Raw genomic sequence first — 24,888 nt, 5'->3', positions numbered from 1 at the left:
ATGCGTTCAGTCGGACATTTCATCGGTGGCAAGGAGGTCAAGGGCACTTCGGGCCGCACCGCCGACGTTTTCGAGCCGATGACCGGTGACGTCCAGGCCAAGGTCGCGCTGGCTTCCAAGGCCGAAGTTCGTGCCGCCGTCGAGAACGCGCGCGCAGCACAGCCCGAGTGGGCTGCGACCAACCCGCAGCGGCGCGGCCGCGTCATGACGAAATTCGTCGAGCTGGTGCAGCGCGACTACGGCAAGCTCGCCGAGTTGCTCGCGCGCGAGCACGGCAAGACCGTGCCCGACGCCAAGGGCGACATCCAGCGCGGCCTTGAAGTCGCCGAATTCGCGTGCGGCATCCCGCATCTGATGAAGGGCGAGTACACCGAAGGTGCCGGCCCCGGCATCGACATCTATTCACTGCGCCAGCCGCTCGGCGTCGTCGCCGGCATCACGCCGTTCAATTTCCCGGCGATGATCCCGATGTGGAAGTTCGCCCCCGCGATCGCCTGCGGCAACGCCTACATCCTCAAGCCGTCGGAGCGCGATCCGGGCGTGCCGATGATGCTCGCCGAACTCATGATCGAGGCGGGCCTGCCGGCCGGCATCCTCAACGTCGTCAACGGCGACAAAGAGGCGGTCGACGCCATTCTGGACGATCCCGATATCAAGGCCGTCGGCTTCGTCGGCTCCACGCCGATCGCGCAGTACATCTACGAGCGCGCAGCCCAGACCGGCAAGCGCTGCCAATGCTTTGGCGGCGCCAAGAACCACGCCATCATCATGCCGGACGCCGACATGGATCAGGCCGTCGATGCGCTGATCGGCGCGGGTTACGGCTCGGCCGGCGAGCGCTGCATGGCGGTTTCGGTCGCCGTGCCCGTCGGCAAGACCACCGCAGACCGCCTCATGGAAAAGCTGATCCCGCGCGTCGAGTCGCTCAAGATCGGCACCTCGATCGATCCGTCCGCCGATTACGGTCCGCTGGTCACGCGCGAGGCGGTCGAGAAGGTCAAAAGCTACATCGACATCGGCATCAAGGAAGGCGCGACGCTCGCCGTCGACGGCCGCGGTTTCAAGATGCAGGGCTACGAGAAGGGCTTTTATCTCGGCGGTTCGTTGTTCGACAACGTCACGAAGGACATGCGGATCTACAAGGAAGAGATCTTTGGCCCGGTGCTCTCGGTCGTCCGCGCGCACGATTACAAGGAAGCGCTGGCGCTGCCGTCCGACCATGACTACGGCAACGGCGTTGCCATCTTCACCCGCGACGGTGACGCCGCGCGCGACTTCGCGGCCAAGGTCAATGTCGGCATGGTCGGCATCAATGTGCCGATCCCCGTGCCGATCGCCTATTACACCTTTGGCGGCTGGAAGAAGTCGGGCTTCGGCGATCTCAACCAGCACGGCCCGGACTCGATCCGCTTCTATACCAAGACCAAGACGGTGACCTCGCGCTGGCCGTCCGGCGTCAAGGAAGGTGCGGAGTTCTCGATCCCGACGATGAAGTAGGGCTGTTGCCCAGCCCGTCATTGCGAGCGCAGCGAAGCAATCCATCTCGCCGCGAAGAGAAAGACTGGATTGCTTCGTCGCTTCAGCGCAAAATTACTTTGCAATTTTGTCGCGAGCTCCTCGCAATGACGAGAAAGGTGAGCATCCCGGCATGCAGTTCGCCCTGAATGAGGATCAAGTCGCGGTTCGCGACATGGCGTTGGCGTTTGCGGCGGAGAAGATCGCGCCGCATGCGTTGCGCTGGGACGAGGAGAAGCATTTTCCCGTCGACGTGATGCGCGAGGCCGCCACGCTCGGCATGGGCGGCATCTATATCCGCGAGGATGTCGGCGGCTCCGCCATGACGCGGTTCGACGCCGCGCTGATTTTTGAAGCGCTCGCGACGGGCTGCCCGACGACGGCAGCCTTCATCTCCATCCACAACATGGCGTCCTGGATGATCGATGCCTTCGGCAGCGACACCCAGCGCCATAAATGGTTGCCGAAGCTCTGCACGATGGAGCTGATCGCGAGCTACTGCCTGACCGAACCGGGCGCCGGTTCGGACGCAGCAGCGCTGCGTACCCGCGCGGTGCGCGACGGTGATCACTACGTCTTGAACGGCCAGAAGCAGTTCATCTCCGGCGCCGGCGGTACCGATCTGCTGGTCGCGATGGTCAGGACCGGCGGCGATGGCCCCGGTGGCATCTCGACGCTCGTCATCGACGGCAAAACGCCCGGCGTCTCCTTCGGTGCCAATGAACGCAAGATGGGCTGGAACGCGCAGCCGACCCGCGCGGTAATCTTCGAGAACGCCCGCGTGCCGATCGCCAACCGGCTGAGCGAAGAGGGCGTCGGCTTCAAGATCGCGATGGCCGGTCTCGATGGCGGCCGCCTCAACATCACGGCGTGTTCTCTTGGCGGAGCCCAAACTGCGCTCGACAGGGCGCGCTCTTACATGAAAGAGCGCAAGGCGTTTGGTAAACGTCTCGACGAATTCCAGGCGCTGCAATTCAAGCTCGCTGACATGGCGATCGAGCTGGAAGCCGCGCGCACCTTCCTGTGGCGTGCCGCGGCGGCCCTCGACCGCAAGGACCCCGACGCCACCATGCTCTGTGCGATGGCAAAGCGCTTTGGAACCGATGTCGGTTTCGAGGTCGCCAACGATGCGCTCCAGCTCCACGGTGGCTATGGCTACCTCAGCGAATACGGAATCGAGAAGATCGTGCGCGATCTGCGCGTGCATCAAATCCTCGAAGGCACCAACGAAATCATGCGGCTCATCGTGGCGCGCAAATTGATCGAGGGCGCGCGATGAGTTCGGTGGAGGAGGGCGACCTTATCGTTCGCCGCGAGGGCGCGGCGGGCGTGATCCGCCTCAACCGGCCCAAGGCGATCAACGCCATGACCCTGGAGATGTCCATCGGCATCGACGCGGCGCTCGACAAGTTCGAGACCGATCCTGAAGTCGCCATGATCATCCTGGAAGGCGCCGGCGAACGTGGGCTCTGCGCCGGCGGCGACATTCGCGGCCTCTGGGAAAGCTCGCGCGAAGGTGGTGATCTCGGCGCGCGGTTCTGGCGCCAGGAATACATCATGAATGCGCGGATCGCGAAGTATCCGAAGCCTTACGTGGCATTTATGGACGGCCTCGTGATGGGTGGCGGCGTTGGCCTCTCCGGCCATGCGAGCCATCGTGTCGTCACCGATCGCACCAAGCTGGCGATGCCCGAGGTCGGGCTCGGCTTCTTCCCCGATGTCGGCGGCACCTGGCTGCTGTCGCGCTCGCCCGGCGAGATCGGCACCTATTTTGGTCTCACCGGCCAGACCATGAATGGCCCCGACGCGATCCATGCAAAATTTGCGGACGCCGTGGTCCCGGCGGTCAAATGGCCGGAGTTGCGTGAGGCGCTGACCAAGGTCCGTTCGGGCGCAACCGCAGCCGACGTCACCAAGCTCATCAATGGATTTGCGACCGGCGATGCGGCAGGTCCGGTGGGGGCCAAAGAGCCGATCATCGACGCGCTGTTCGGCTTCGACCGCATGGAAGATATCTTCGCTGCGCTCAGGCGCGACGGCTCGGAATTCGCGCTGACGACGCTCAAGACGCTCAACGAAAAATCGCCGCGCGGCATGGTGGTGACGCTGAAACTGTTGCGGCTGGCGCGGACGGCGTCGAGCCTTGAAGAATGTCTGGTGCGCGAATATCGCGCCGCCTGCGAAGTCTTCCGCAGCGATGATTTCCGCGAGGGCGTGCGCGCTGCCGTGATCGACAAGGACCGCAATCCGACCTGGTCGCCGCCGCGGATCGAGGATGTGACGGCCGAGATGCTTGTGCCGTATCTCGCCGAGATCGGCACCGGCGAGCTGAAGTTCAACTAACAACGTTCAAGCGGAGGAAACGAAGATGGCCACGATCGCATTCATCGGTCTCGGCAACATGGGCGGCCCGATGGCGGCCAATCTGGTCAAGGCCGGCCACAAGGTGGTGGCCTTTGATCTCGCCGAGGCATCGCGAAATCAGGCCAAGGCGGACGGCGCCAGCATCGGTGAAAGTGCCGCGAGTTCGGTGAAGGGTGCCGACGTCGTCGTCACCATGCTGCCGGCCGGCAAGCATGTGCTCGGCGTCTGGAACGAGGTTGTTCCCGCCATGACCAAGGGCGCGCTGATCATCGATAGCTCCACCATTGACGTCGAAAGCGCGCGGCAGGCGCATGCGCTCGCAGCCAGGAGCAGCGTGCTTTCGGTCGATGCGCCGGTCTCCGGGGGCACCGGCGGTGCCAAGGGTGCCACGCTCACCTTCATGTGCGGTGGCGAGGAGAACGCGTTCGCAGCGGCAAAGCCGGTTCTGGAGAAAATGGGCAAGAAGATCGTCCATTGCGGCGGCGCCGGCGCGGGGCAAGCGGCAAAGATCTGCAACAACATGATCCTCGGTATTTCCATGATCGCGGTGAGCGAGGCGTTTGCGCTTGGCGAAAAGCTCGGCCTCTCGCATCAGGCGCTGTTCGACGTCGCTTCGACCTCGTCGGGCCAGTGCTGGTCGCTCACGACCTATTGCCCGGTTCCAGGCCCGGTGCCGACCTCGCCCGCCAACAACGACTACAAGCCGGGCTTTGCCTCGGCGCTGATGGTGAAGGATCTGACCCTGGCGCAGGACGCGGCGAAGGCCGCAGGCGCGGCCACGCCGCTCGGCAAGCATGCGCAGGAGATCTATCAGTCTTTCGACGCAGCCGGGCAGGGCGGGGTGGATTTTTCCGGAATTATCAAGCACGTTAGGGATCTAGCCGGGAAAGCTTGATGACGACATTTCAGGAAGCGCGCGCGTTTCTGCTGCACAACCGCACGGATTACGAGACAGCGGTCAAAGACTTCCGTTGGCCCGATCCGGTCCCCTTCAACTGGGCGCTCGACTGGTTCGACGCCGAATTGGCGGCGAATGCGGAGAGCAAAGATCGGCCCGCGCTCTGGATTGTCGATGCCGCGCAGAACAAGCAGACAAGATTGTCCTTTGCGGCGCTCTCGAAGCGCTCGAACCAGGTCGCCAACTTCCTCCGCGCGCAGGGCTTGAAGCGCGGCGATCATCTCCTGCTGCTTCTCGGCAATGTCGTTCCCCTGTGGGAGACGATGCTGGCGGCGATGAAGCTCGGCGTTGTCGTGATCCCCGCGACCACGCTGCTCACGGCCGAAGAACTCCGCGACCGGCTCGACCGCGGCAGAGCGAAGGCGGTAGTGGCCGCCGAGGACCAGGTCGCGAAATTCGCAAGCCTTGGTGCCGAGAGCATCGTCCGCATCGTCGTCGGCGCGGCCTCCGATGGCTGGCTTGCCTATGACGAGGCGGCGCAAGCGCCGGAGCGTTTTACGTCGGACGGTCCGACCAACGCCGACGACCCGATGCTGCTCTATTTCACCTCGGGCACGACGGCAAAGCCAAAGCTCGTGCGGCACAGCCAGCGCAGCTACCCGGTCGGCCATCTCTCGACCATGTACTGGATCGGGTTGAAGCCCGGCGACGTCCATCTCAACATCTCGTCGCCCGGCTGGGCCAAGCACGCCTGGAGCTGCTTGTTCGCGCCGTGGAACGCGGGCGCGACCGTGTTCGTGGTCAACCAGCCGCGCTTCGATGCCAAGGGCCTGCTCGCCACCATCGGCCGCTGCGGCGTCACCACGCTGTGCGCGCCGCCGACGGTGTGGCGGCTGTTCATTCAGGAGAACCTGGCGTCGTTCAAGGTGAGCCTGCGCGAAGTTTGCGGCGCCGGCGAACCGCTCAATCCGGAAGTGATCGACCAGGTGCAGGCCGCCTGGGGCCTCACCATCCGCGACGGCTACGGCCAGACGGAAACGACGGCGCTCGCCGGCAACTCGCCGGGCCAGAAGATCAAAGTCGGTTCGATGGGCCGGCCGCTGCCGGGCTATCGCGTGCAGGTCAGCGATGCCGATGGCCATCCGGCCAAGGAAGGCGAGGTGGCGTTGCTGCTGGGCGCTGACCGTCCCGCCGGCCTGATGCAGGGTTATCAGAGTGACGACGGCAAGCTCTCCGGCGCCGAAGGCGAACTCTATCGCAGCGGCGACGTGGTGTTCGAAGACGACGACGGTTATCTCACGTTCGTCGGCCGCTCCGACGACGTGTTCAAATCCTCGGATTACCGCATCAGCCCGTTCGAGCTGGAGAGCGTGCTGCTCGAGCATGAGCTTGTCGCCGAAGCCGCCGTGGTGCCGAGCCCGGATCCGATCCGGCTCGCAATCCCCAAAGCGTTCGTGCTGCTGACCTCGGGCGCGGAGCGAACGCCGGAGACGGCGCTCTCCATCTTCCAACACCTGCATACGCGGCTGGCGCCGTTCAAGCGCATCCGCCGCCTCGAAATCGTCACGGAACTGCCGAAGACGATCTCTGGCAAAATCCGCCGCGTGCAGCTACGACGGCTCGAACGCGACAATGATCGCGACGATCCGCTGCGCGGCCGGGAATTCCGTGAGGAGGACTTTCCGGAGCTGCTCAAAACAAGAAGTGAGACCTAAGTGAACGAAATCTGGAAGAAGCCGCCGATCACGATCGAGGCCTATCAGGCCATGGTTGGCAAGGAGATCGGCGTATCGTCCTGGCACCTGATCGATCAGCCCCGCATCGACACCTATGCCGACGTGACCGAGGATCATCAGTTCATCCATGTCGATTCGGAACGGGCGAAGAAGGAGACGGCGTTCGGTACCACCATCGCACACGGCTTCCTGACGATGTCGATGATGTCGGTGATGTCCTACGAAGTGATGCCGGCGATTGCGGGCACCACGATGGGCGTCAATTACGGCTTCGACAAGCTGCGGTTCATCTCGCCGGTGCGTTCGGGCAAGCGCGTCCGCGGCCGTTTTGTGCTCTCCGAAGCCAAACTGCGGAAGCCCAACGAATTGCAGTCCCGCACCAACGTGACGGTGGAGATCGAAGGCGAAGACAAGCCCGCGCTGGTCGCGGAATGGCTCGGCTTGATCTATTTCGCGTAAGTCGGGCCGTCAGGGCCGGGCTTGACCCGGCCATGCATCGCTGCTCAAAAGCTGTCGAATTTTCGCGGTCTCACCCTCTCCCCTTGTGGGAGAGGGCGGCTTCGCGGAACGCGAGACCGGGTGAGGGGCATCTCTCCGCGGAGTCGCTTGTGGAGATAACCCCTCATCCGGCGCTTCGCGCCACCTTCTCCCACAAGGGGAGAAGGAAGAAGACAGGAACTGCACAATGGCTATCAGGTTCGACGGACGCGTCGCCATCGTCACCGGCGCGGGCAATGGTCTCGGAAAGGCGCATGCGCTTGGCCTCGCGAGCCGCGGTGCGAAAGTCGTGGTCAACGATTTCGGCGGCGCGCGTGATGGCAGCGGCGGCTCACTCTCGCCCGCCGAAGCCGTGGTCGAGGAGATTCGCAAGGGCGGCGGCACCGCGATGGCCGACGGCGCCGACGTCTCAAATTTCGAGCAGGTCACCGCCATGGTCGAACGCGCCACCAGGGAGTGGGGCAGCGTCGATTTGATGTGCGCCAATGCCGGCATCCTCCGTGACAAGTCGTTCGGCAAGATGGAAGCCGCCGATTTCCAGAAGGTGCTCGACGTGCATCTCGTCGGCACATTCTACTGCTGCAAGGCGGCCTGGGCCGGCATGCGCGACCGCAACTACGGCCGCATCGTGCTGACGACGTCGTCCTCCGGCCTCTACGGCAATTTCGGCCAGGCCAACTACGGTGCGGCGAAGTCCGGCATGGTCGGACTGATGAACGTGCTGGCCGAGGAGGGCCGCAAGACCGACATCCGCGTCAACATCATCTCGCCAACCGCAGCGACCCGCATGACCGAAGAGCTGCTGCCGCCGCAGGCGCTGCAGCTGATGAAGCCGAACGCGATCACGCCCGCGGTCGAGTACATGCTGAGCGAGGACGCGCCGACCCGCACCATCATGGGCGCCGGTGCAGGATCGTTCGCCGTGATCAAGATTCTGGAGAGCGAAGGCATCAACCTGCCGGAGTCCGACTGGACGCCGGACGCGGTCGCCGCGCATTTCGCCGAGATCAGCGACATGTCGAAGGCCAAGGCGCTAACGGGTGCGTTCGAGCAGACGCAGAAATACGTCGCGCAGGCCGCGGCGCGGGCGGGGATCAAGCTCTGAGTGACGTCGCCGTCATCGGCGCTGGCCCCGCCGGCTTGATGGCGGCGGAGGTGCTCGCGTCGGGCGGCGCCCGCGTCGCCGTCTACGACGCCATGCCGTCCGCAGGCCGCAAATTCCTGATGGCCGGCCGTGGCGGGCTCAATCTCACCCACAGCGAGCCGCTGCCGGATTTCCTCGCGCGCTACCGCGAAGCGATGCCGCATCTGCGCGCTGCGGTCGAGGCGTTTCCGCCCGATGCGCTGCGCGACTGGAGCGCGACACTTGGGCAGGTGACCTTCGTCGGCAGCAGCGGGCGTGTGTTTCCTAAAACGTTCAAGGCCTCGCCCTTGCTGCGCGCCTGGCTGCGGCGGCTGGATACGGCTGGCGTGCAATTCGCGTTTCGGCATCGCTGGGCCGGATGGGACGCGGAGCGGTGGCTGGAGTTTCAAACGCCGGACGGCCCGCTTGCCATCGAAGCCGGCGCAACGGTGCTCGCGCTCGGTGGCGCGAATTGGCCGCGGCTGGGCTCGGATGGCGCGTGGGTCGATTACCTTGCCGCGAAGGGCGTTGCCATCTCAAAGCTCAGGCCGGCCAATTCCGGCTTCACGGTCGCATGGTCCGACATCTTCCGCGATCGGTTCGAAGGCCAGCCCCTGAAGGGCGTGGCGTTGACCGTCGGTGCGCACACGGTACGTGGCGAAGCCATGATCACTCGCCGTGGCATCGAAGGCGGCGCGATTTACACGCTGTCGGCGGAGCTGCGCGAGGCGGTGCTGGGGATCGGGCAGGCGCGGCTGACGATCGCCTTGCGGCCCGATCTCGACAATGCGGCGCTGACCACGCGCCTGTCGGGCACGCGTGGCAAGCAATCCCTCGCGAACTTCCTGCGCAAGGCTGCGCAATTGTCTCCGGTCGGCATCGGCCTGATGCAGGAGGCGGCCATTGCGTCCGGCCGTCCGCTGGCAGCGCTCTCGCCGGCTGAGCTTGCGCATCTGGTGAACGCGATTCCGCTTCAGCTCACGGGAGTAGCCCCGATCGACCGCGCGATCTCGACCGCGGGCGGGATTGCCTTCAACGAACTCGACGACCACTTCATGCTGCGCAAATTGCCGGGCGTGTTCGCCGCCGGCGAGATGCTGGATTGGGAGGCCCCGACCGGCGGTTATCTGCTCCAGGCCTCCTTCGCGACCGGCGCGGCCGCGGGCAGGGGCGCGTTGCGATGGCTTGCATCGTCCTGATCAAGACGTGCCGGTCCTGGTCAGAAGATCGGTGAGGAGTCCGAGCACGCCAAAGCTCGCCGCGACCACGCAGACCGCGGTCCAGCCGCCGTAGCTCCAGGCCAGTGAGGCCATCGCGGAGCCGACCCCACCGCCGATAAAGAACAGTGCGACGAACAGGCCGTTGATACGGCCGCGTGCCTCGGGCTGTAACAAATTGACGGCGCGGCGCCCGAGCGTCTGGTCGGCAGTGATGCCGATGTCGAGCAGGATCGTGCCGAGGCTCAACACCAGCAGAGCCGCGATGCGGGACTCCAGCGCACCGGCCCAGGCGCAGAGCGCGAGCGAGCCGATGATGCACAGATGAGCCGCGAAGAACAGCGGTCTTGCCCAGCCCTTGTCGCCAAAGCGGCCGGCGATCGGCGTCGCCGCGGCGCCGGCGACGCCGATCAGCGCGAAAGCCGCAATGCCCTTGGCGTCGAGCCTAAACGGTGCATCCGGCAGGCGGAGCGCGACCGCGGACCAGAAGGCGGTGAAAGACGCCATGACCAGGGCAGCAGTCCAGGCCCGCACGCGCAGCACGGGCTCTTGCCGCAGCAGGTTCGGGAACGAGCGGAGCAATTCGCCATAGCTTACGCGTGCGGCTGGCTGCAGCGTTGGCAGATAGCGGCCGAGGGCGCCGGCAAGCAGCGCCATCAGTGCGGCCGAGGCGACGTAATAGGCGCGCCAACTCCAGAGATCCGCGATCAGGCTCGCCGCGGGCCGCGACAACAGGATGCCGATCATCAATCCGCTCATCACCTCGCCGATGGCCTGGCCGCGGCGTTTCGGCGCGACCATGGATGCGACCAGCGGAACCATCATCTGGATCGCCGCACAGGAAGCGCCAAGGACGAAGGTGGCAAGCAACAGGAGTGCAGGCGTCGGCGCGAGCGCCGTCGCCAGGGCAGCGACGATGGCGCTGCCGAGCGTCCGAAGGATCAGGCGGCGGTTCTCGACGAGATCGACCAGCGGCACCAGCAACAACAGCCCGAGTGCATAGCCAAGCAGGGTCAGCGTGCTGACGAGGCCTGCCTGCCAGGCGGTCATGGCCAGCGATCGGCCGATCAGTCCAACAAGAATCTGCGGTGCGAACAAATTGGTGACGACGACGCCGGTGGTGATGGCGCCGAGCCAGATCAGCGATCGCTCGGCGAGTTGCTTTCGGGATGCGAGCTTGCTGGTTTCGGAGATGGTCATGGGACCTCGCGGGCTGGTGCGGGATCCCCCTTTAAGCGGGATGAGAAATATGCTACAATTCAATTAAGTCTATAAAGAATATGCGAGTTAGTTATGAATACCCATGACCTCGTCGCTTTCGTCGCGGTGGTCGAGACCGGATCAATCGTCGCGGCCTCGACGCGCCTCAATCTCACTCAACCCGGCGTGACTCGGCGCATCCAGAATCTCGAGGAGATGCTGGGTGCGCAATTGTTGGACCGCATGTCGAAACCGCTGAAGCCCACGGCCGCGGGTCATGAGGCTTATGAGCAGGGCCGCCGCCTGCTGAGGATGCTGGATGATCTCAAGGCCGGCGTCGCCAATGACGGCGTGGTGCGTGGCGAGTTCAGGCTTGGACTCACGCCGTTTCTCTCCGAGGCCGGGCTCTCCGCGCCGCTCGATGCGGTGCGTGCCGGGTTTCCGGCGTTGAGCGTGCGCGTCGTCTCGGGCTGGTCGCCCAACCAGGTCGAGCGGGTCAGCCGCAACGAGCTGGATGCCGCGGCGATCTGCCTGCCCGACGGGGCCGCGCCGCCCGCCGATCTCGTCGCCGACGATCTCGGTTCGCAGCCGGTGGTGTTCGTCGTCGCGCGCGAGACAAAGATCCCGCTCACCGTTGACCTGGAACGTCTATCGCAGCTCTCATGGGTGATCAACCAGGACGGCTGCGGATTTCGCGACACGCTCAAGCGCCGCTTCGATGCCGAGCATTTGCCGTTCACCGTCGCCGTGGAGGCGCTCGACAGCGAGCTTCGCCTGTCGCTCGTGGCGCGAGGCCTTGGCGTCGGCCTGGTGACGCCGCTCGCGCTGAAGCGCAGCGCGTTTCGCAACAAGCTCAAGGCGGTCGCTGCGCGGGACTTCAATCCCGCCGTGCGCGCATGGCTGGTGCATCGCCCGCCGGCGGGCCGTCTGACCGGACCGATCAACCTGTTCCGCGATGGCCTGGATCGGGAGCTACAGGCTCTGATACGCGCCTAGCGCAGCTTCCCGCGCGCCGCCACCGGCAGCGTGCCGATGATCTCTTCGCCGCGGACCATCACCACCTCGTCCATCATATTGACGACGACGCAGACGTGGTTCGGTACGATCCGCACGACGTCGCCGACATTCGGCCTGGTGTTGCTGCGGGAGAGGTCGAGGAAGCCATGTTCCTCGGCGAAGCGCGCGATCTTGGCTTCGGGATGCTCGAGGATCAGGCCGTGGCCGTCGAGCCCGCCGGTATCCGTCGTCAGCGTCTTCGAGCCGGCGTCGAGAATGCCGCGCTCGGGCGCGGCGCGGCTCACCACCGTCGAATAGATGTGCAGCGCGCAATCGTCCCAGGTGGCCGAGCCAGCCGCCACCTGCATGCGGTCGTTGTAGATGTAGGTCCCGAAGCGATGTTCGGTGCCGCCCTTGAGCTTGCCGATATTCTTGAGGTTCGGCGTGCCGCCGGTCGAGACAATTTTGGCATCGAGCCCGTGCGTGCGCACGCCGGCCAGCGCCTCGTCGAAAAACTTCTGCGCATCGCCCCAGCCGGTCTCGGTCGGGTAGAGCATGAAGCCAGCAAACTCCAGGCCCTTGGACGCTGCAATCTCGCGCGCCAGCGCAATCGCTTCCGTTGGGGTCTCGACGCCCGCGCGCTTGCGCCCCGTGTCGCATTCGACCACGACCGAGAGCGGACGTCCCGAGGCCGCGGCCGCCTTCGGCAGTCCGGCAACGACGGTTGAATTGTCGGCGGCGACCGTCATGTTGGTCTTGGTGTTCAGCGCGCCGAGGCGCGCCATCTTTTCCTCGCCCAGCAGATTGTAGCTGATCAGGATGTCGTCGATGCCGGCATTGGCCATGATCTCGGCCTCGCCGATCTTCTGACAGGTGATGCCCTTGGCGCCGGCCGCGACCTGCATCTTCGCGATGGTCGGGTTCTTGTGCGTCTTGATGTGCGGCCGGTTGGCGACGCCGGCGTCGTCGCAGGCCTTCTGGATCCGCGCGATGTTGCGCTCGACCTTGTCCATGTCGATGACGGCGCAGGGCGTGCCGTATTCGCGGGCGATCTTGGCGGCGAGGGGAGTGGTCATGATTCAAGCCTGCTCTATTTCTTCGCGAAGCATTTCAAGTTCGAGCCAGCGCTCTTCGGCGGCGGAGAGTTCTTCATGCGCCTTGGCGATGGCGGCTGACGTGTCGTCGAATTTCTTGCGATCCTTGGCATAGAGATTGGGATCGTGAAGCACGCCCTGCAGTTTGGCAATGTCGGCCTGCAGCGTCTCCATCTTCTTCGGCAGCGTTTCCAGCGCGTGCTTCTCGTTGAAGCTCAGCTTCCGCTTGGACGCGGACGCGGGAGCAGTGGAGCGCTCCTCTTTCTTCTCGGCGGACGCTTGCGCCTTGCCCGTCTCGCGCTTCAGGTCGGCGCCGCGCTGCGTGAGCATGTCGCTATAGCCGCCGGCATATTCGGTCCATTTGCCGTTGCCTTCGGGGGCAATCACGGAGGTGACGACGCGATCAAGGAAGTCGCGGTCATGGCTGATCAGGATGACAGTGCCCTCGTAGTCGCCGAGCATGTCTTCGAGCACGTCGAGCGTTTCGAGATCGAGATCGTTGGTCGGCTCGTCCAGCACCAGCAGGTTCGATGGCTTGGCCAGCGCGCGCGCCAGCATCAGGCGGCCGCGCTCGCCGCCTGAGAGCACCTCCACAGGCGTGCCGCGCTGCTCCTGGGCAAACAGGAAGTCCTTCATGTAGCCTACGACATGCTTCGGCTTGCCGCCGACCATGATCTGGTCGCCGCGGCCGCCGGTCAGCGCCTCGGCCAGCGTCGACTTGGGATCGAGGCTTTCGCGGTGCTGGTCGAGCGTGGCCGTCTCAAGATTGGCCCCGAGCCGCACCGTGCCGGAATCCGGCTGCGCGCCGCCGGTGAGCAGATTGACCAGCGTCGTCTTGCCGGCGCCGTTGGGACCGATGATGCCGAGCCGGTCGCCGCGCTGGATGCGGGTCGAGAAACTATCGACGATGATACGGTCGCCAAAGGCTTTGGTGATGCCCTTGGCTTCGATCACCAGCTTGCCGGATTGCTCGGCTTCTGCGGCGGCGAGACTGGCGGTGCCCGCGGTGCCGCGATAGTTGCGGCGCTGGTCGCGTAGCGCATGCAGATTGCCGAGCCGCTTGACGTTGCGCTTGCGCCGGCCGGAGACGCCGTGGCGGAGCCAGTGCTCCTCGTCGACGATCTTGCGGTCGAGCTTGTGTTGGTCGCGCTCTTCCTCGGCCAGCACCTCGTCGCGCCAGGTCTCGAACGAGGCAAAGCCGCGGTCGATCTGCTTGATCTTGCCGCGGTCGAGCCAGGCGGTCGAACGCGAGAGATTGGTGAGAAACCGGCGGTCGTGGCTGATGATCACCAGTGCGCTGCGGCGGCTGTCGAGCTCTTTTTCCAGCCATTCGATGGTGGCGAGATCGAGATGGTTGGTCGGCTCATCCAGCAGCAGAATGTCGGGCGAGGGCGCCAGCACATGCGCCAGCGCCGCGCGACGGGCCTCGCCGCCGGAGAGATTGTGCGGGTTCTCGTCGCCGGTGAGCCCGAGTTGCTCCAGCAAATAGTGCGCCTGATGCTGGTCGTCACCGGGCGCGAGCCCCGCGTCGACATAGGCGAGCGTGGTCTTGTGGTCGCCGAAATCCGGCTCTTGCTGCAGATAGCGAACCGTCGCGCCGGGTTGCACGAAGCGCGTGCCGCCGTCGGGCTCGACGAGGCCGGCTGCGATCTTCAGCAGCGTCGACTTGCCGGAGCCGTTGCGGCCGATCAGGCAGACTCGCTCACCTTGCGCGACATTGAGCTCGACGCCGCTCAGAAGCGGCGTACCGCCAAAGGTCAGCTTGATGTCTTTGAGTTGGATCAGTGGCGGCGCCATAACTAACCTTGGCTCGTAGCGGACGCATCAGTGCGGCGGCGCTGGATCCGGCGCAGCGTCTGGTCGAGCGCGGAGAGGAATGTCGAGCGGTCGCGCGGCGCGAACGATCGCGGACCGCCCGTGACTTCGCCCGCCGAGCGCAAATCGGTCATCAGATTGCGCACGGCCAGTGTCATGCCGATCGACTCCTCGGTGAACGGCTTGCCGTTCGGTGCGATCACGTCGGCGCCCGCTTTTACGCAGCGGCTGGCGAGCGGAATGTCTGAGGTCACGACGACGTCGCCGGGCTTGACGCGTTCCACGATCCAGTCGTCCGCGGCGTCCATGCCGGCGCCGGCCGCGATCCGCTCGATCAGCGGATCCTGCGGCACACGAATAAGGTTGCCGGCGACAACGCTCACGGGCACGCCGTGCCGGAGCGCGACGCGGTAGATTTCGTCCTTCACCGGGCAGGCGTCGGCGTCGACATAGATGCGGGTGGGGGTGTCGGTCATTCGCCGCGTGGTACCCCATTCGGGCTCCAAAGGCGAGGGGATTGACCGGTGTTCCCCGGGGCCTACGATCGGCTCCGAAACAACAAAATACAGGGAAGGCCCGCCATGCCGAACCGGCTCGAAACCTACCGCGTTGCTGCCTACAACACCGCAAAGCAGTCCGAAAACAGAATGCACGATGACGCGGCGGCACGCCGCTTCGGTTTTTCCGGTGGCCTCGTTCCGGGCGTCGATGTCTTCGCCTATATGATGCACGTGCCGGTGGCGCGCTGGGGCCGCGATTTCCTGTCCCGCGGGCTGGTCGACGCCCGTTTCATCAAGCCGGTCTATGACGGCGAGACCGCCGATGTCGATGCGACCGAGCACAACGGCCTGCTCACGATCGAAGTGTTCAGCCGCACCGAGCTTTGTGCTACCGGAACAGCGTCGCTCGCGGCGACAGCTCCGGCGGTGTCATTGGTTGATTACGTTGAAGTCTCGGCGGTTGCCGAGCGCAGGCCGGTCAGTCCTGCGACGTTCGAGGTCGGCAAATGGCTCGGCACGGCGCCGCGCCGCTGGGCCGGGCAGGATGCGACCGGCTATCTCGCCGACGTCAGAGAGACCGATCCGGTTTTCGCGCGCGAAGGGCTCGGCCATCCCGGCCTGATCCAGCGCGTCATGAACCGCGTCCTGGTCGACAACACCATTCTGGGCCCGTGGATCCATGTCGGCAGCCGCATGCAGCTGTTGTCGACCGCGCGCGTCGGTGACGAGATCGTCGCGCGGGCGAAGGTGACCGCGAATTACGAGAAGAAAGGCCACCGCTTCGTCGAGCTCGACGCGCTTGTCGTGGCCAACGGCACAACGCCGCTGGCGCATTGCCAGCACACCGCGATCTACCAGCCGCGCGAGCAGGCGGCGGCGTAAGTCTTACGCCGTGCCCTTCGCGTCCTGGATCGCCCGCCACACGCGCTCAGGCGTCAGCGGCATGTCGATATGCTTGATGCCGTAGTCCGACAACGCATCGAGCACCGCATTCACCACGGTCGACAGGCTGCCGGCGCAGCCGGCCTCGCCGCAGCCCTTGGTGCCCAGCGGATTGCTCTTGGCCGGCACCGGATGATCGCCGACCTCCATGAACGGCACGTCCTCGGCGCGGGGCAGCGCGTAGTCCATCAGCGAACCCGTGATCGGCTGGCCGCTCTCGTCGTAGCGGACATGCTCCATCAGCGCCTGGCCGATGCCCTGAACGACGCCGCCATGAAGCTGGCCCGCGACCAGCATCGGGTTGATCACGGTGCCAAAGTCGTTCACGGCGCTGTAGCGCACGATCTGCACGATGCCCGTATCCGGATCGACCTCGACCTCGGCGACATGGCAGCCGTTCGGGAAGGCTGACGGGACCGGCTCGCTGGTGTGGTCGACGTCGAGCGAGTCAGGCACGCCGTCCGGCACCTTACCGTCATGCAGCTTCTTGGCGAGCTCCATGATGTCGATGCTGCGGTCGGTACCGGCGATGGTGAAGCTGCCGTCGGCGAACTCGATGTCGGCTTCTGACGCCTCCAGCATGTGCGCGGCGGCGCGCTTGCCCTTCTCGATCACGAGCCTCGATGATTCCACGATGGCTTGCCCGGTCGCGGTGATCGAGCGCGAGCCGCCGGTGCCGTTGCCGGTGTGGACGATGTCGCTGTCGCCCTGCACCAGCTTCACGCTCTCGAAGGGAACGCCAAGCTGCGCGCACAGCACCTGCGCGAACGGCGTCGCATGGCCCTGGCCATAGTCGAGCGTGCCGGTGATCAGCTGCACGCTGCCATCGGCATCGAACACGATCTTGCCGAGCTCGGGGCTCGGCGGCGCGGTGACCTCGAGATAGGAGCCGACCGCGATGCCGCGCAGCTTGCCGGCCTTCTTGCTGTCCTTCTTGCGCTTGGCAAAATTGTCGTGGTCGGAAATCTCCAGCGCCTTGTTGAAGACGGCCTGGAAGTCGCCGCTGTCATAGGTGACCCCGGAGGAGGCGGGGAAGGGCATCTGGTTCGGCTTGATGAAGTTGCGCTTGCGCATCGTGAGCCGGTTGATGCCCATCTCGTCGGCGGCGCGGTCGATCAGCCGCTCCATGTAATAGTTCGCCTCGGGCCGTCCGGCGCCGCGATAGGCGCCCATCAGCGTGGTGTTGGTCAGCACTGTCTTGATGTCGACGCCCATCAGCGGCGTCCGGTAGACGCTGGAAAAGTTCTTGCCGGTGTTGAGGGAGAGCGGCCCCGGCGCGACGCCGGTGATGTAGGCACCGAGATTGCCGTAACCGGACAGCTTCGCCGCGAGGAAGTGCCCCTCGGCATCGAGCGCGAGCTCGGCATGGATGCGCTGCGCGCGGCCGTGGCTGTCGGAGAGGAAGCTGGTGGAGCGCTCGTCGAGCCACTTCACCGGACGTCCCAGCGCCTTCGCCGCATACAGGATGCACATATATTCGGGGTAGTTGACATTCTTCATGCCGAAGGAGCCGCCGACATTGGCGGTGAGGATGCGCACCTTCTCGTTCGGCACCTTCAAATTCTTGGCGAGGTTGGCGCGGTTGCCCGCGACGCCCTGCGTCGGCATCTGGATGGTGTAGCGCTCGGTGGCCTTGTCGTAGGAGGCAAGACCCACGCGCGGCTCCATCGAGACCACGGCGACGCGGGTGTTCTCGATGTCGACCTTGGTGACATGGGCTGCGCCGGAGAAAGCGGCGTTCACCTTCTCCATGTCGCCATAGTGATAGTCGAGCGCCACGTTGTTCGGGATGTGGTCGTAGAGCTGGGGCGCGCCGGGCCTGGTGGCTTCCTCGGGATCGGTCACCGCCGGAAGCGGCTCGATATCGAGCTCGACAGCCTCGGCCGCGTCACGGGCCTGGGCCAGCGTGTCCGCCACGACGAAGGCGACGGGATCGCCGACGAAGCGGACCTTGTCGGTCGCCAGCGGCTGGCGGTTGGTCTGGAGCAGGGGTGAGCCGTCGCGGTTTTTCAGCGGCAGGCCGCAGGTGAAGGGGCCGTAGCCGGCGGCATCGATGTCCTTGCCGGTCCACACCCCCAGCACGCCCGGCATCGCTTTCGCGGCGTCGGTGCCGATGCCGCGGATCACGCCATGGGCATGGGTCGAGCGGACGACCACGGCATAGGCTTGGCCGGGCAGATTGAAATCGTCGGTGTAGCGGCCCTTGCCGCGCACCAGCGTGTCGTCCTCCTTGCGGCGGACCGGCTGCCCGACGCCGTATTTTTGCAGTGCAATAGCGTTTTCGAGCGTGGACGATTTGGTGTGTTCTTGCATGGAAATGACCTGAAAAGCCGGCAATTGCGCGTTTTGCGGGCGCCTTGGGGGACCGGTACCTCTGAGATAACCCACGGACCTCTTCACGACAACGCATGAATGGGCATGGTCCCATGTGATGCGTTGTTGCGCATACCCGCCGCGCTGCTAATGTTTCAGGCGAAAAAGCAATTCCAGACCGGCCTGACCGGCCGCGGAAAGACAGTTTGTATGAATGACCACACGCGGCTCCGCGACGGCCATGTGCCGCACGGTGAGCTGGAGGGGTCGATGGCGGCGGTGGCGTTGGCCCCCGAACCGGCCGTCCCCGCGCAAGCGGGAACCGGCGTCTATGCGGCGCTGGACCTCGGCACCAACAATTGCAGGCTCCTGATCGCCTGTCCGACCCACGATGGCTTTCGCGTGGTCGATTCCTTCTCGCGCATCATCCGGCTCGGCGAGGGCGTCTCGGCGACGGGCTCGATCAGCGAGGCCGCGATCGATCGCGCCATCGGCGCGCTCAGCATCTGCCGGGACAAGATCAACCTGCGCAAAGCCAAGCGGCTGCGGCTGATCGCGACCGAAGCCTGCCGCGCGGCCTCGAATGCAGAGGGTTTTCGCAGTCGCGTCGCAGCCGAGACCGGCATCGAGCTCGAGGTGATTGACCGTGAGACCGAAGCTTCGCTCGCCATGCTCGGCTGCTCGCCGCTGGTCGACCCCAAGGGCAGGGGCGCCATCCTGTTCGATATCGGCGGCGGCTCGACCGAACTGGTGCGGATCGAGCGCGATCCCGCCAATCCGGAGCCGCGCATCAAAGCCTGGATGTCGATCCCGCTTGGCGTCGTGACGCTGGCCGAGCAGTTCGGCGGCCGCGACGTGACGCCTGAGATCTATGCAGCGATGGAGCAGGAGGTCGCAAATCACATCGCGCCGTTCGCGGAACAACACAGCCGTGATCTCACCGACATGCATCTGCTCGGCACCTCCGGTACGGTGACGACGCTCGCCGGCATCCATCTCAATCTCGCGCGCTACGACCGCCGCCGCATCGACAGCATCTGGATGAACGATGCCGATATCACCGCGACCATCAGCAAGCTGCTCGGCATGAGTTACGAGGACCGCGCGAACAACAGCTGCATCAGTATCGAGCGTGCCGACCTTGTGCTGGCGGGCTGCGCCATCCTCGATGCCGTCCGCAGCGCTTTCCCGCTGCCGCGCCTGCGCGTCGCCGACCGTGGCCTGCGCGAAGGCATGCTGGTCGAGATGATGCGCGAAGACGGCGCGCTCAGGAGCTGGTGAGATGGCCAAGGACACCACCGGCCGCTTGCACGTCCAGGTCAAGACCGGCGGCAAGCGCAAACTCTCGTCAAAACTTTGGCTGGAGCGGCAGCTCAACGATCCCTATGTCGTCAAGGCCAAGGCGGCGGGCTATCGCTCGCGCGCGGCGTTCAAGCTCCTGGAGATCGACGACAAGTATCGGTTTTTGAAGCCCGGCATGACCGTGTTCGATCTCGGCGCGGCGCCGGGCGGCTGGAGCCAGATCGCCGCCAAGCGCGTCGGCTCGGTCGACGGCAAGGGTAAGGTGGTCGCGATCGACCTGCTGGAGATGCCGGAGATTCCCGGCGTCGACTTCGCCCAGCTCGATTTCATGGACAATGACGCGCCGGAAAAATTGACCACGATGCTCGGCGGCGGCGCCGATGTCGTGATGTCCGACATGGCCGCCAACACCACCGGTCATCGCAAGACCGATCAGCTCCGCATCGTTGGCCTGGTCGAGACGGCAGCCGCCTTTGCATGCGACGTGCTCAAACCCGGCGGGACGTTCCTGGCCAAGACATTCCAGAGCGGCGCCGACGCCGATCTGCTCGCCCAACTCAAGCGCGATTTCGCGGCCGTACGTCACGTCAAGCCAGCGGCGAGCCGGCAGGATTCGTCGGAGCGCTACGTGCTCGCGACGGGATTTCGCGGCGAGGGGAAAGCGTAGCCACGAATTCCGTCATTGCGAGGAGCGGGTAGCCCGCATGGAGCGAAGCGGAATGCGGGACAGGTCCCGGATTGCGCTTCGCTCCATCCGGGCTACTGGACTTCGCTACCCTAGCCGCTGGTCCCGCATGTCCTGCGTGTCTTCCGTCGCCACCTTGACGGCGGCGGTTGTCGCGCTCTTGGCTGCGCCCTTGCGGCTTGCGATCTCCACCGCCTTGCGGCCGGAGATCTCGTGGCCGGCGTCGTCGGGCATCTGCCAGAAGAACCAGCTCGACGCCGCCGAGGTCAGCGCCACCACGACGAAGGCCGGCGCGAACACGGTGGCGTTGAGCTCGCTGACATGGCTGAGCCACATCGTGGTCTCGACCGAGGCGGCACCGACCGCGACGCCGGCGGAGACCGCGAGCTGCTGGTTGACGCTGACCAGCGTGGTGGCGCGGCTCATCTGCGCACTCTCGACGTCGGCGTAGGCCACGGTGTTGATCGCGGTGAACTCGAGCGAACGGAAGAAGCCGCCGACCACCAGGATGATCATGATGATCAGCAGCGGCGTCGTCACCGTGAACAGCGCGCAGGCGGCGAGGAAGACCGCGCTGACGATCGCGTTCACCGTCATCAGATTGCGGAAGCCGAAAGCGCGGATGAGCCGCGCGGCCAGCGCCTTCATGCCCATGGCGCCGAGCGAGGAGCCAAACGTGACAAGACCGGACTTGAATGGGGACAGGCCAAAGCCGATCTGCATCAGCAGCGGCAGCAGGAATGGCAGCGCGCCGATGCCGAGCCGGAACATGAAGCCGCCGAGAATGGCCGCGCGCAGCGTCGGCAGGCTGAGGAGCGAAAAGTCCAGCACGGGCGATCCCGTCCGCCGGGCATGGATGACGTAGAGCGTCATCGAGATCGATCCGCCGACGACCAGGGCGGCGATCGTGCTCCAGGGCAGCAGATTGAGGCCGGCCACCGACAGGCCAAAGGCGATGCCGGCAAGCCCGATGCCGGCGAGCACCATGCCGTAGAGATCGAACGGTTCGCGGTTCTCGCTCTTGATGGGATCGATGAAGCGCAAGGCCATGAAGATGCCGAGCAGCCCGATCGGAATGTTGATCAGGAAGATCCAGTGCCATGAGGCGTAGGTGGTGATGAAGCCGCCGAGCGGCGGGCCGATCACGGGACCGATCAGGGCAGGGACAGTCACCCAGGCCATGGCGTTGACCAGCGCGCTCTTGTCGACGGAGCGCAGCAGCACGAGGCGCCCGACCGGCGTCATCATCGCGCCCCCCATCCCCTGGAGGACGCGCGCGAACACGAAGTCGATAACCGAGGTCGAGAGTGCGCAGCCGACCGAGCCGACCATGAAGACGCCGACGGCGATCGCGAACACCATGCGGGCGCCGAACCTGTCAGCGGTCCAGCCGCTCGCCGGGATGAACACCGCAAGCGACAAGAGGTAGGACGTGATCGCGAGCTTCAGCGTCAGCGGGCTGGTGCCGATGTCGGCCGCAATCGCCGGCAGCGAGGTGGCGATCACCGTGGAGTCCATGTTCTCCATGAAGAGAGCGGTGGCCACGATCAGGGGAATGATGCGTTGCTTGTCGACCATGACGGATTGGTAATGGAAATCAGAAGGAAGAGCGAGAATTGCGGCTTATCACCGCCGCTAGCACTCGACCATTGCGGATCAACGCATAGCACCTAAATCCTGCGCTCGTTCCTTCGTCATCCCGGGCTCGCAACTTCGTCGCGCTCCGGGATGGCGGTGGGCAGGCCGTTGCCTGGCTGTCCCGCTGAACTTGCCTAAAAAGCCTGTGCATGGCTGGCCAGCGGTCCGATTTGCTTTGATTCGTCGCGCGGCCGTGCTATCGACCCGCGTCAACCCCACCGATGGGCTCCGATTCTCCGGCGATGCCGCAAGGTACGCCGAGGGCGGCGCTCATCCATACTTATTTGCGGCACGGCCGCAGGAAGGAGTTGGCATATGGCCACGGTGCAGCAAGGCATTCGCGAAGCCTTTACGTTCGACGACGTGCTGTTGAAGCCGGGCTTGTCGGACGTCATGCCGGGCGAGGTCGACATCCGCTCTCGCGTCACCCGCGCCATCCCGCTCAACATCCCGATCATGGCCTCCGCCATGGACACCGTCACCGAGGCCCGCATGGCGATCGCCATGGCGCAGGCCGGCGGCCTCGGGGTCATCCACCGCAATTTCGATCCGGAAGGCCAGGCCGCCCAGGTGCGGCAGGTCAAACGCTATGAATCGGGCATGGTGGTGAACCCGCTCACCATCAGCCCTGAGGCCACGCTCGACGATGCGCTCAAGCTGATGAGCGATCACGGCATCTCCGGCATCCCCGTCGTCACCGGCGCCGGCAAGTCCACGCCGGGCAAGCTGGTCGGCATCCTCACCAACCGCGACGTGCGCTTTGCCACCGACCGCCGGCAAAAAGTCTCCGAGCTGATGACGCATGAAGGCCTCGTCACCGTGCGCGAGAATGTCAGCCAGGACGAAGCCAGACGATTGCTGCATCATCACCGCATCGAAAAGCTGCTCGTGGTCGATGAGCAGTATCGCTGCGTCGGCCTGATCACCGTAAAGGACATGGAGAAGGCGGTCGCCCATCCGCTCGCCTGCAAGGACGCGCAGGGGCGCCTGCGCGTTGCCGCCGCCACCACGGTCGGCGACACCGGCTTCGAGCGCACCGAGCGGCTGATCGATGCCGGCGTCGACCTCGTCGTCGTCGACACCGCGCACGGCCATTCCCGCCACGTGCTGCATGCGGTGAACCGCATCAAGCGTCTCTCGAACTCCGTGCAGGTCGTCGCCGGCAACGTCGCGACCGCCGAGGGTACGCAGGCGCTGATCGACGCGGGTGCGGACTGCATCAAGGTCGGCATCGGTCCGGGCTCGATCTGCACCACGCGCATCGTCGCCGGCGTCGGCGTGCCCCAGCTCACCGCGATCATGGATGCTGTGGAAGCGGCGAAGAAGTCGGACATCCCCGTCATCGCCGACGGCGGCATCAAGTTCTCCGGCGATCTTGCCAAGGCGCTCGCCGCCGGTGCGGACATCGCCATGGTCGGCTCGCTACTCGCCGGCACCGACGAGACGCCCGGCGAAGTCTTCCTGTGGCAGGGCCGTTCCTACAAAGCCTATCGCGGCATGGGCTCGGTCGGCGCGATGGCGCGGGGATCTGCCGACCGCTACTTCCAGCAGGACATCAAGGACACGCTCAAGCTCGTGCCCGAAGGCATCGAGGGTCAGGTGCCCTACAAGGGCCCGGTCGGCAACGTCATGCACCAGCTCGCCGGCGGCCTCCGCGCCGCGATGGGTTACGTCGGTGCCAAGGACATGAAGGAGCTGCACGAGAAAGCGAATTTCGTCCGCATCACCGGCGCGGGCCTGCGCGAAAGCCACGTCCATGACGTGACGATTACCCGCGAGGCGCCGAACTATCCGGGCGGGGGTTAGTCGCTGCAGCCTTGTAGCCCGCATGGAGCGAAGCGAAATGCCGGGAAAGTCCCGGATTGCGCTTCGCTCCATCCGGGCTACGCGAGTCCTTTTCTGTTGACGCAACTGGATTGCTCCGCTTCCGTTCGCCCCGAAAGACAATTCGGAGGAAGCCATCATGTCCCAAGGCAAGCGCATCGTTCTCGCCGCACGTCCCGTCGGCGAACCCAAATCATCGGATTTTCGCCTGGAGGAATTCGCAGTCCCGACGCCGGGTGCGGGTGAGGTTCTGCTGCGCACGATTTGGCTGTCGCTGGATCCCTATATGCGCGGTCGCATGAGCGACGGTCCGTCCTATGCCGCGCCTGTGCCGGTCGGTGGCGTCATGGAAGCCGGTACGGTCAGCGAAGTTGCCGCGTCCAACAATCCGAACTTCGCCAAGGGCGACATCGTGCTTTCGCGCGCGGGCTGGCAGACGCATGCGATCTCCGACGGCAAGGGGCTCGCCAAGGTCGATCCAAAACTCGCACCGATCTCGACCTCCATCGGCGTGCTCGGTATGCCCGGCATGACCGCCTACACGGGCCTGCTCGATATCGGCAAGCCGCAGGAAGGCGAGACCGTCGTTGTCGCCGGCGCCTCCGGCGCGGTCGGCTCGGCCGTGGGCCAGATTGCCAGGATCAAGGGCGCGCGGGCGGTTGGCATCGCCGGCGGCAAGGACAAGTGCGACTACGTCGTCAAGGAGCTCGGCTTCGATGCCTGCATTGATCACCGCGATCCCGATCTAGCCGCGAAGCTGAAGGATGCCTGCCCGAAGGGCATCGACGTCTATTTCGAGAATGTGGGCGGTGCCGTGTTCGAGGCGGTCTTCCCGCTGCTCAATCCGTTCGCGCGTGTCCCGGTCTGCGGCCTGATCGCGCATTACAACGACACCGAAGCCAAGCCGCCGAAATGGGCGGCCTCCATGATGCGCGCGACGTTGACCAAGCGGCTCACCTTCCGCGGCTTCATCGTCTCCGACTTCGCCTCCCGCCATGGCGACTTCCTGCGCGACATGTCGGGGTGGGTCCGCGACGGCAAGGTGAAGTACAAGGAGTTCGTCACCGAGGGCCTGGAGAGCGCCCCCGGCGCCTTCATCGGGCTTCTGAAGGGCGCCAATTTCGGCAAGCAGCTGGTCCGGGTCGGGCCGGACCAGGCTTAGCTGCTGGGCTGTGAGCGTCTCCTAGATGGCCTCGAGCGTCCACTAGTTGCACCGGTGTCACACGCC

Annotated in this window: 19 protein-coding genes and 1 pseudogene; 14 read left to right on the top strand and 6 right to left on the bottom strand. The window is 65.2% G+C overall.

Translation table 11 applies throughout. The features are described from left to right. The 8 genes and pseudogenes from ABIA96_RS10130 (at position 1) to ABIA96_RS10095 (ending at position 9,333) form a co-directional block, all read left to right on the top strand. Positions 1–1,497, top strand: coding sequence for a CoA-acylating methylmalonate-semialdehyde dehydrogenase (locus ABIA96_RS10130; RefSeq protein WP_354136890.1), 1,497 nt, complete (start codon positions 1–3; stop codon positions 1,495–1,497). Between the two features lie 151 nt (positions 1,498–1,648). Next, a complete protein-coding gene (locus ABIA96_RS10125) occupies positions 1,649–2,794 on the top strand; it encodes an isobutyryl-CoA dehydrogenase (RefSeq protein ID WP_354136889.1) in 1,146 nt (381 codons plus the stop codon). Beyond that, complete coding sequence (locus ABIA96_RS10120; protein ID WP_354136888.1) at positions 2,791–3,858, top strand: enoyl-CoA hydratase/isomerase family protein; 1,068 nt, start codon at positions 2,791–2,793, stop codon at positions 3,856–3,858. The genes ABIA96_RS10125 and ABIA96_RS10120 overlap by 4 nt, the downstream gene beginning before the upstream one ends. Positions 3,859–3,868: 10 nt before the next feature. Next, positions 3,869–4,774 (top strand): annotated as a pseudogene (mmsB, locus tag ABIA96_RS10115) (3-hydroxyisobutyrate dehydrogenase); the annotation flags it as partial. Continuing rightward, positions 4,774–6,492, top strand: coding sequence for an AMP-binding protein (locus tag ABIA96_RS10110; RefSeq protein ID WP_354136887.1), 1,719 nt, complete (start codon positions 4,774–4,776; stop codon positions 6,490–6,492). The pseudogene mmsB and the gene ABIA96_RS10110, both read left to right, overlap by 1 nt. Further along, positions 6,493–6,972: a MaoC family dehydratase gene (locus ABIA96_RS10105; protein ID WP_354136886.1), complete on the top strand. Its 480-nt coding sequence runs from the start codon at positions 6,493–6,495 to the stop codon at positions 6,970–6,972. It abuts the gene before it with no gap. Between the two features lie 226 nt (positions 6,973–7,198). After that, positions 7,199–8,116 (top strand): SDR family NAD(P)-dependent oxidoreductase, encoded by a 918-nt coding sequence (locus ABIA96_RS10100; protein ID WP_354136885.1) that lies wholly within the window; start codon positions 7,199–7,201, stop codon positions 8,114–8,116. Then, positions 8,113–9,333, top strand: coding sequence for a BaiN/RdsA family NAD(P)/FAD-dependent oxidoreductase (locus ABIA96_RS10095; RefSeq protein WP_354137126.1), 1,221 nt, complete (start codon positions 8,113–8,115; stop codon positions 9,331–9,333). The genes ABIA96_RS10100 and ABIA96_RS10095 overlap by 4 nt, the downstream gene beginning before the upstream one ends. Here ABIA96_RS10095 and ABIA96_RS10090 read toward each other — a convergent pair whose 3' ends face one another. Then, on the bottom strand, positions 9,334–10,551 hold the full coding sequence (locus tag ABIA96_RS10090) for an MFS transporter (RefSeq protein ID WP_354136884.1): 1,218 nt from the start codon (positions 10,549–10,551) through the stop codon (positions 9,334–9,336). It lies immediately after the preceding gene. Positions 10,552–10,644: 93 nt separating this feature from the next. Here ABIA96_RS10090 and ABIA96_RS10085 point away from each other — a divergent pair, with 93 nt between their 5' ends. Beyond that, a complete protein-coding gene (locus ABIA96_RS10085; protein WP_354136883.1) occupies positions 10,645–11,547 on the top strand; it encodes a LysR family transcriptional regulator in 903 nt (300 codons plus the stop codon). On the opposite strand, the gene ABIA96_RS10080 is transcribed toward ABIA96_RS10085, so the two are convergent. From ABIA96_RS10080 to ABIA96_RS10070, 3 genes are read right to left on the bottom strand one after another with little or no spacing between them, the layout of a single operon-like run. Continuing rightward, the gene (locus tag ABIA96_RS10080; RefSeq protein WP_354136882.1) at positions 11,544–12,623 is read right to left on the bottom strand and encodes a D-TA family PLP-dependent enzyme; all 1,080 of its coding nucleotides are present in this window, start codon (positions 12,621–12,623) and stop codon (positions 11,544–11,546) included. The genes ABIA96_RS10085 and ABIA96_RS10080 overlap by 4 nt on opposite strands. A gap of 3 nt (positions 12,624–12,626) precedes the next feature. After that, the gene (locus ABIA96_RS10075) at positions 12,627–14,438 is read right to left on the bottom strand and encodes an ABC-F family ATP-binding cassette domain-containing protein (RefSeq protein WP_354136881.1); all 1,812 of its coding nucleotides are present in this window, start codon (positions 14,436–14,438) and stop codon (positions 12,627–12,629) included. Positions 14,439–14,440: 2 nt separating this feature from the next. Then, positions 14,441–14,932, bottom strand: a complete 492-nt coding sequence (locus ABIA96_RS10070) for a YaiI/YqxD family protein (RefSeq protein WP_354136880.1) — start codon at positions 14,930–14,932, stop codon at positions 14,441–14,443. Between the two features lie 105 nt (positions 14,933–15,037). Here ABIA96_RS10070 and ABIA96_RS10065 point away from each other — a divergent pair, with 105 nt between their 5' ends. Continuing rightward, the gene (locus ABIA96_RS10065; RefSeq protein WP_354136879.1) at positions 15,038–15,838 is read left to right on the top strand and encodes a hypothetical protein; all 801 of its coding nucleotides are present in this window, start codon (positions 15,038–15,040) and stop codon (positions 15,836–15,838) included. 3 nt (positions 15,839–15,841) lie between these two features. On the opposite strand, the gene ABIA96_RS10060 is transcribed toward ABIA96_RS10065, so the two are convergent. Then, positions 15,842–18,211, bottom strand: coding sequence for a xanthine dehydrogenase family protein molybdopterin-binding subunit (locus tag ABIA96_RS10060; RefSeq protein WP_354136878.1), 2,370 nt, complete (start codon positions 18,209–18,211; stop codon positions 15,842–15,844). A gap of 210 nt (positions 18,212–18,421) precedes the next feature. On the opposite strand from ABIA96_RS10060, the gene ABIA96_RS10055 reads away from it, so the two are divergent. Further along, complete coding sequence (locus ABIA96_RS10055; RefSeq protein WP_354136877.1) at positions 18,422–19,492, top strand: Ppx/GppA phosphatase family protein; 1,071 nt, start codon at positions 18,422–18,424, stop codon at positions 19,490–19,492. Position 19,493: 1 nt separating this feature from the next. Continuing rightward, positions 19,494–20,180, top strand: coding sequence for an RlmE family RNA methyltransferase (locus ABIA96_RS10050; protein WP_354136876.1), 687 nt, complete (start codon positions 19,494–19,496; stop codon positions 20,178–20,180). A gap of 105 nt (positions 20,181–20,285) precedes the next feature. On the opposite strand, the gene ABIA96_RS10045 is transcribed toward ABIA96_RS10050, so the two are convergent. Beyond that, positions 20,286–21,776 (bottom strand): MFS transporter, encoded by a 1,491-nt coding sequence (locus ABIA96_RS10045; protein ID WP_354136875.1) that lies wholly within the window; start codon positions 21,774–21,776, stop codon positions 20,286–20,288. 375 nt (positions 21,777–22,151) lie between these two features. Here ABIA96_RS10045 and guaB point away from each other — a divergent pair, with 375 nt between their 5' ends. Then, entirely contained in the window at positions 22,152–23,642 is a 1,491-nt protein-coding gene (gene guaB / locus ABIA96_RS10040; RefSeq protein ID WP_354136874.1) for an IMP dehydrogenase, read from the top strand. A 157-nt stretch (positions 23,643–23,799) separates the two neighbouring features. Next, positions 23,800–24,822: an NADPH-dependent curcumin/dihydrocurcumin reductase gene (gene curA / locus ABIA96_RS10035; RefSeq protein WP_354136873.1), complete on the top strand. Its 1,023-nt coding sequence runs from the start codon at positions 23,800–23,802 to the stop codon at positions 24,820–24,822. The last annotated feature ends 66 nt before the right edge of the window (positions 24,823–24,888 follow it).

The sequence above is a fragment of the Bradyrhizobium sp. LB11.1 genome (genome assembly GCF_040549385.1).
Taxonomy (GTDB): domain Bacteria; phylum Pseudomonadota; class Alphaproteobacteria; order Rhizobiales; family Xanthobacteraceae; genus Bradyrhizobium.
Note: the sequence above shows the minus strand (reverse complement) of the source record. Positions and strands in the feature narration are given on the sequence as shown.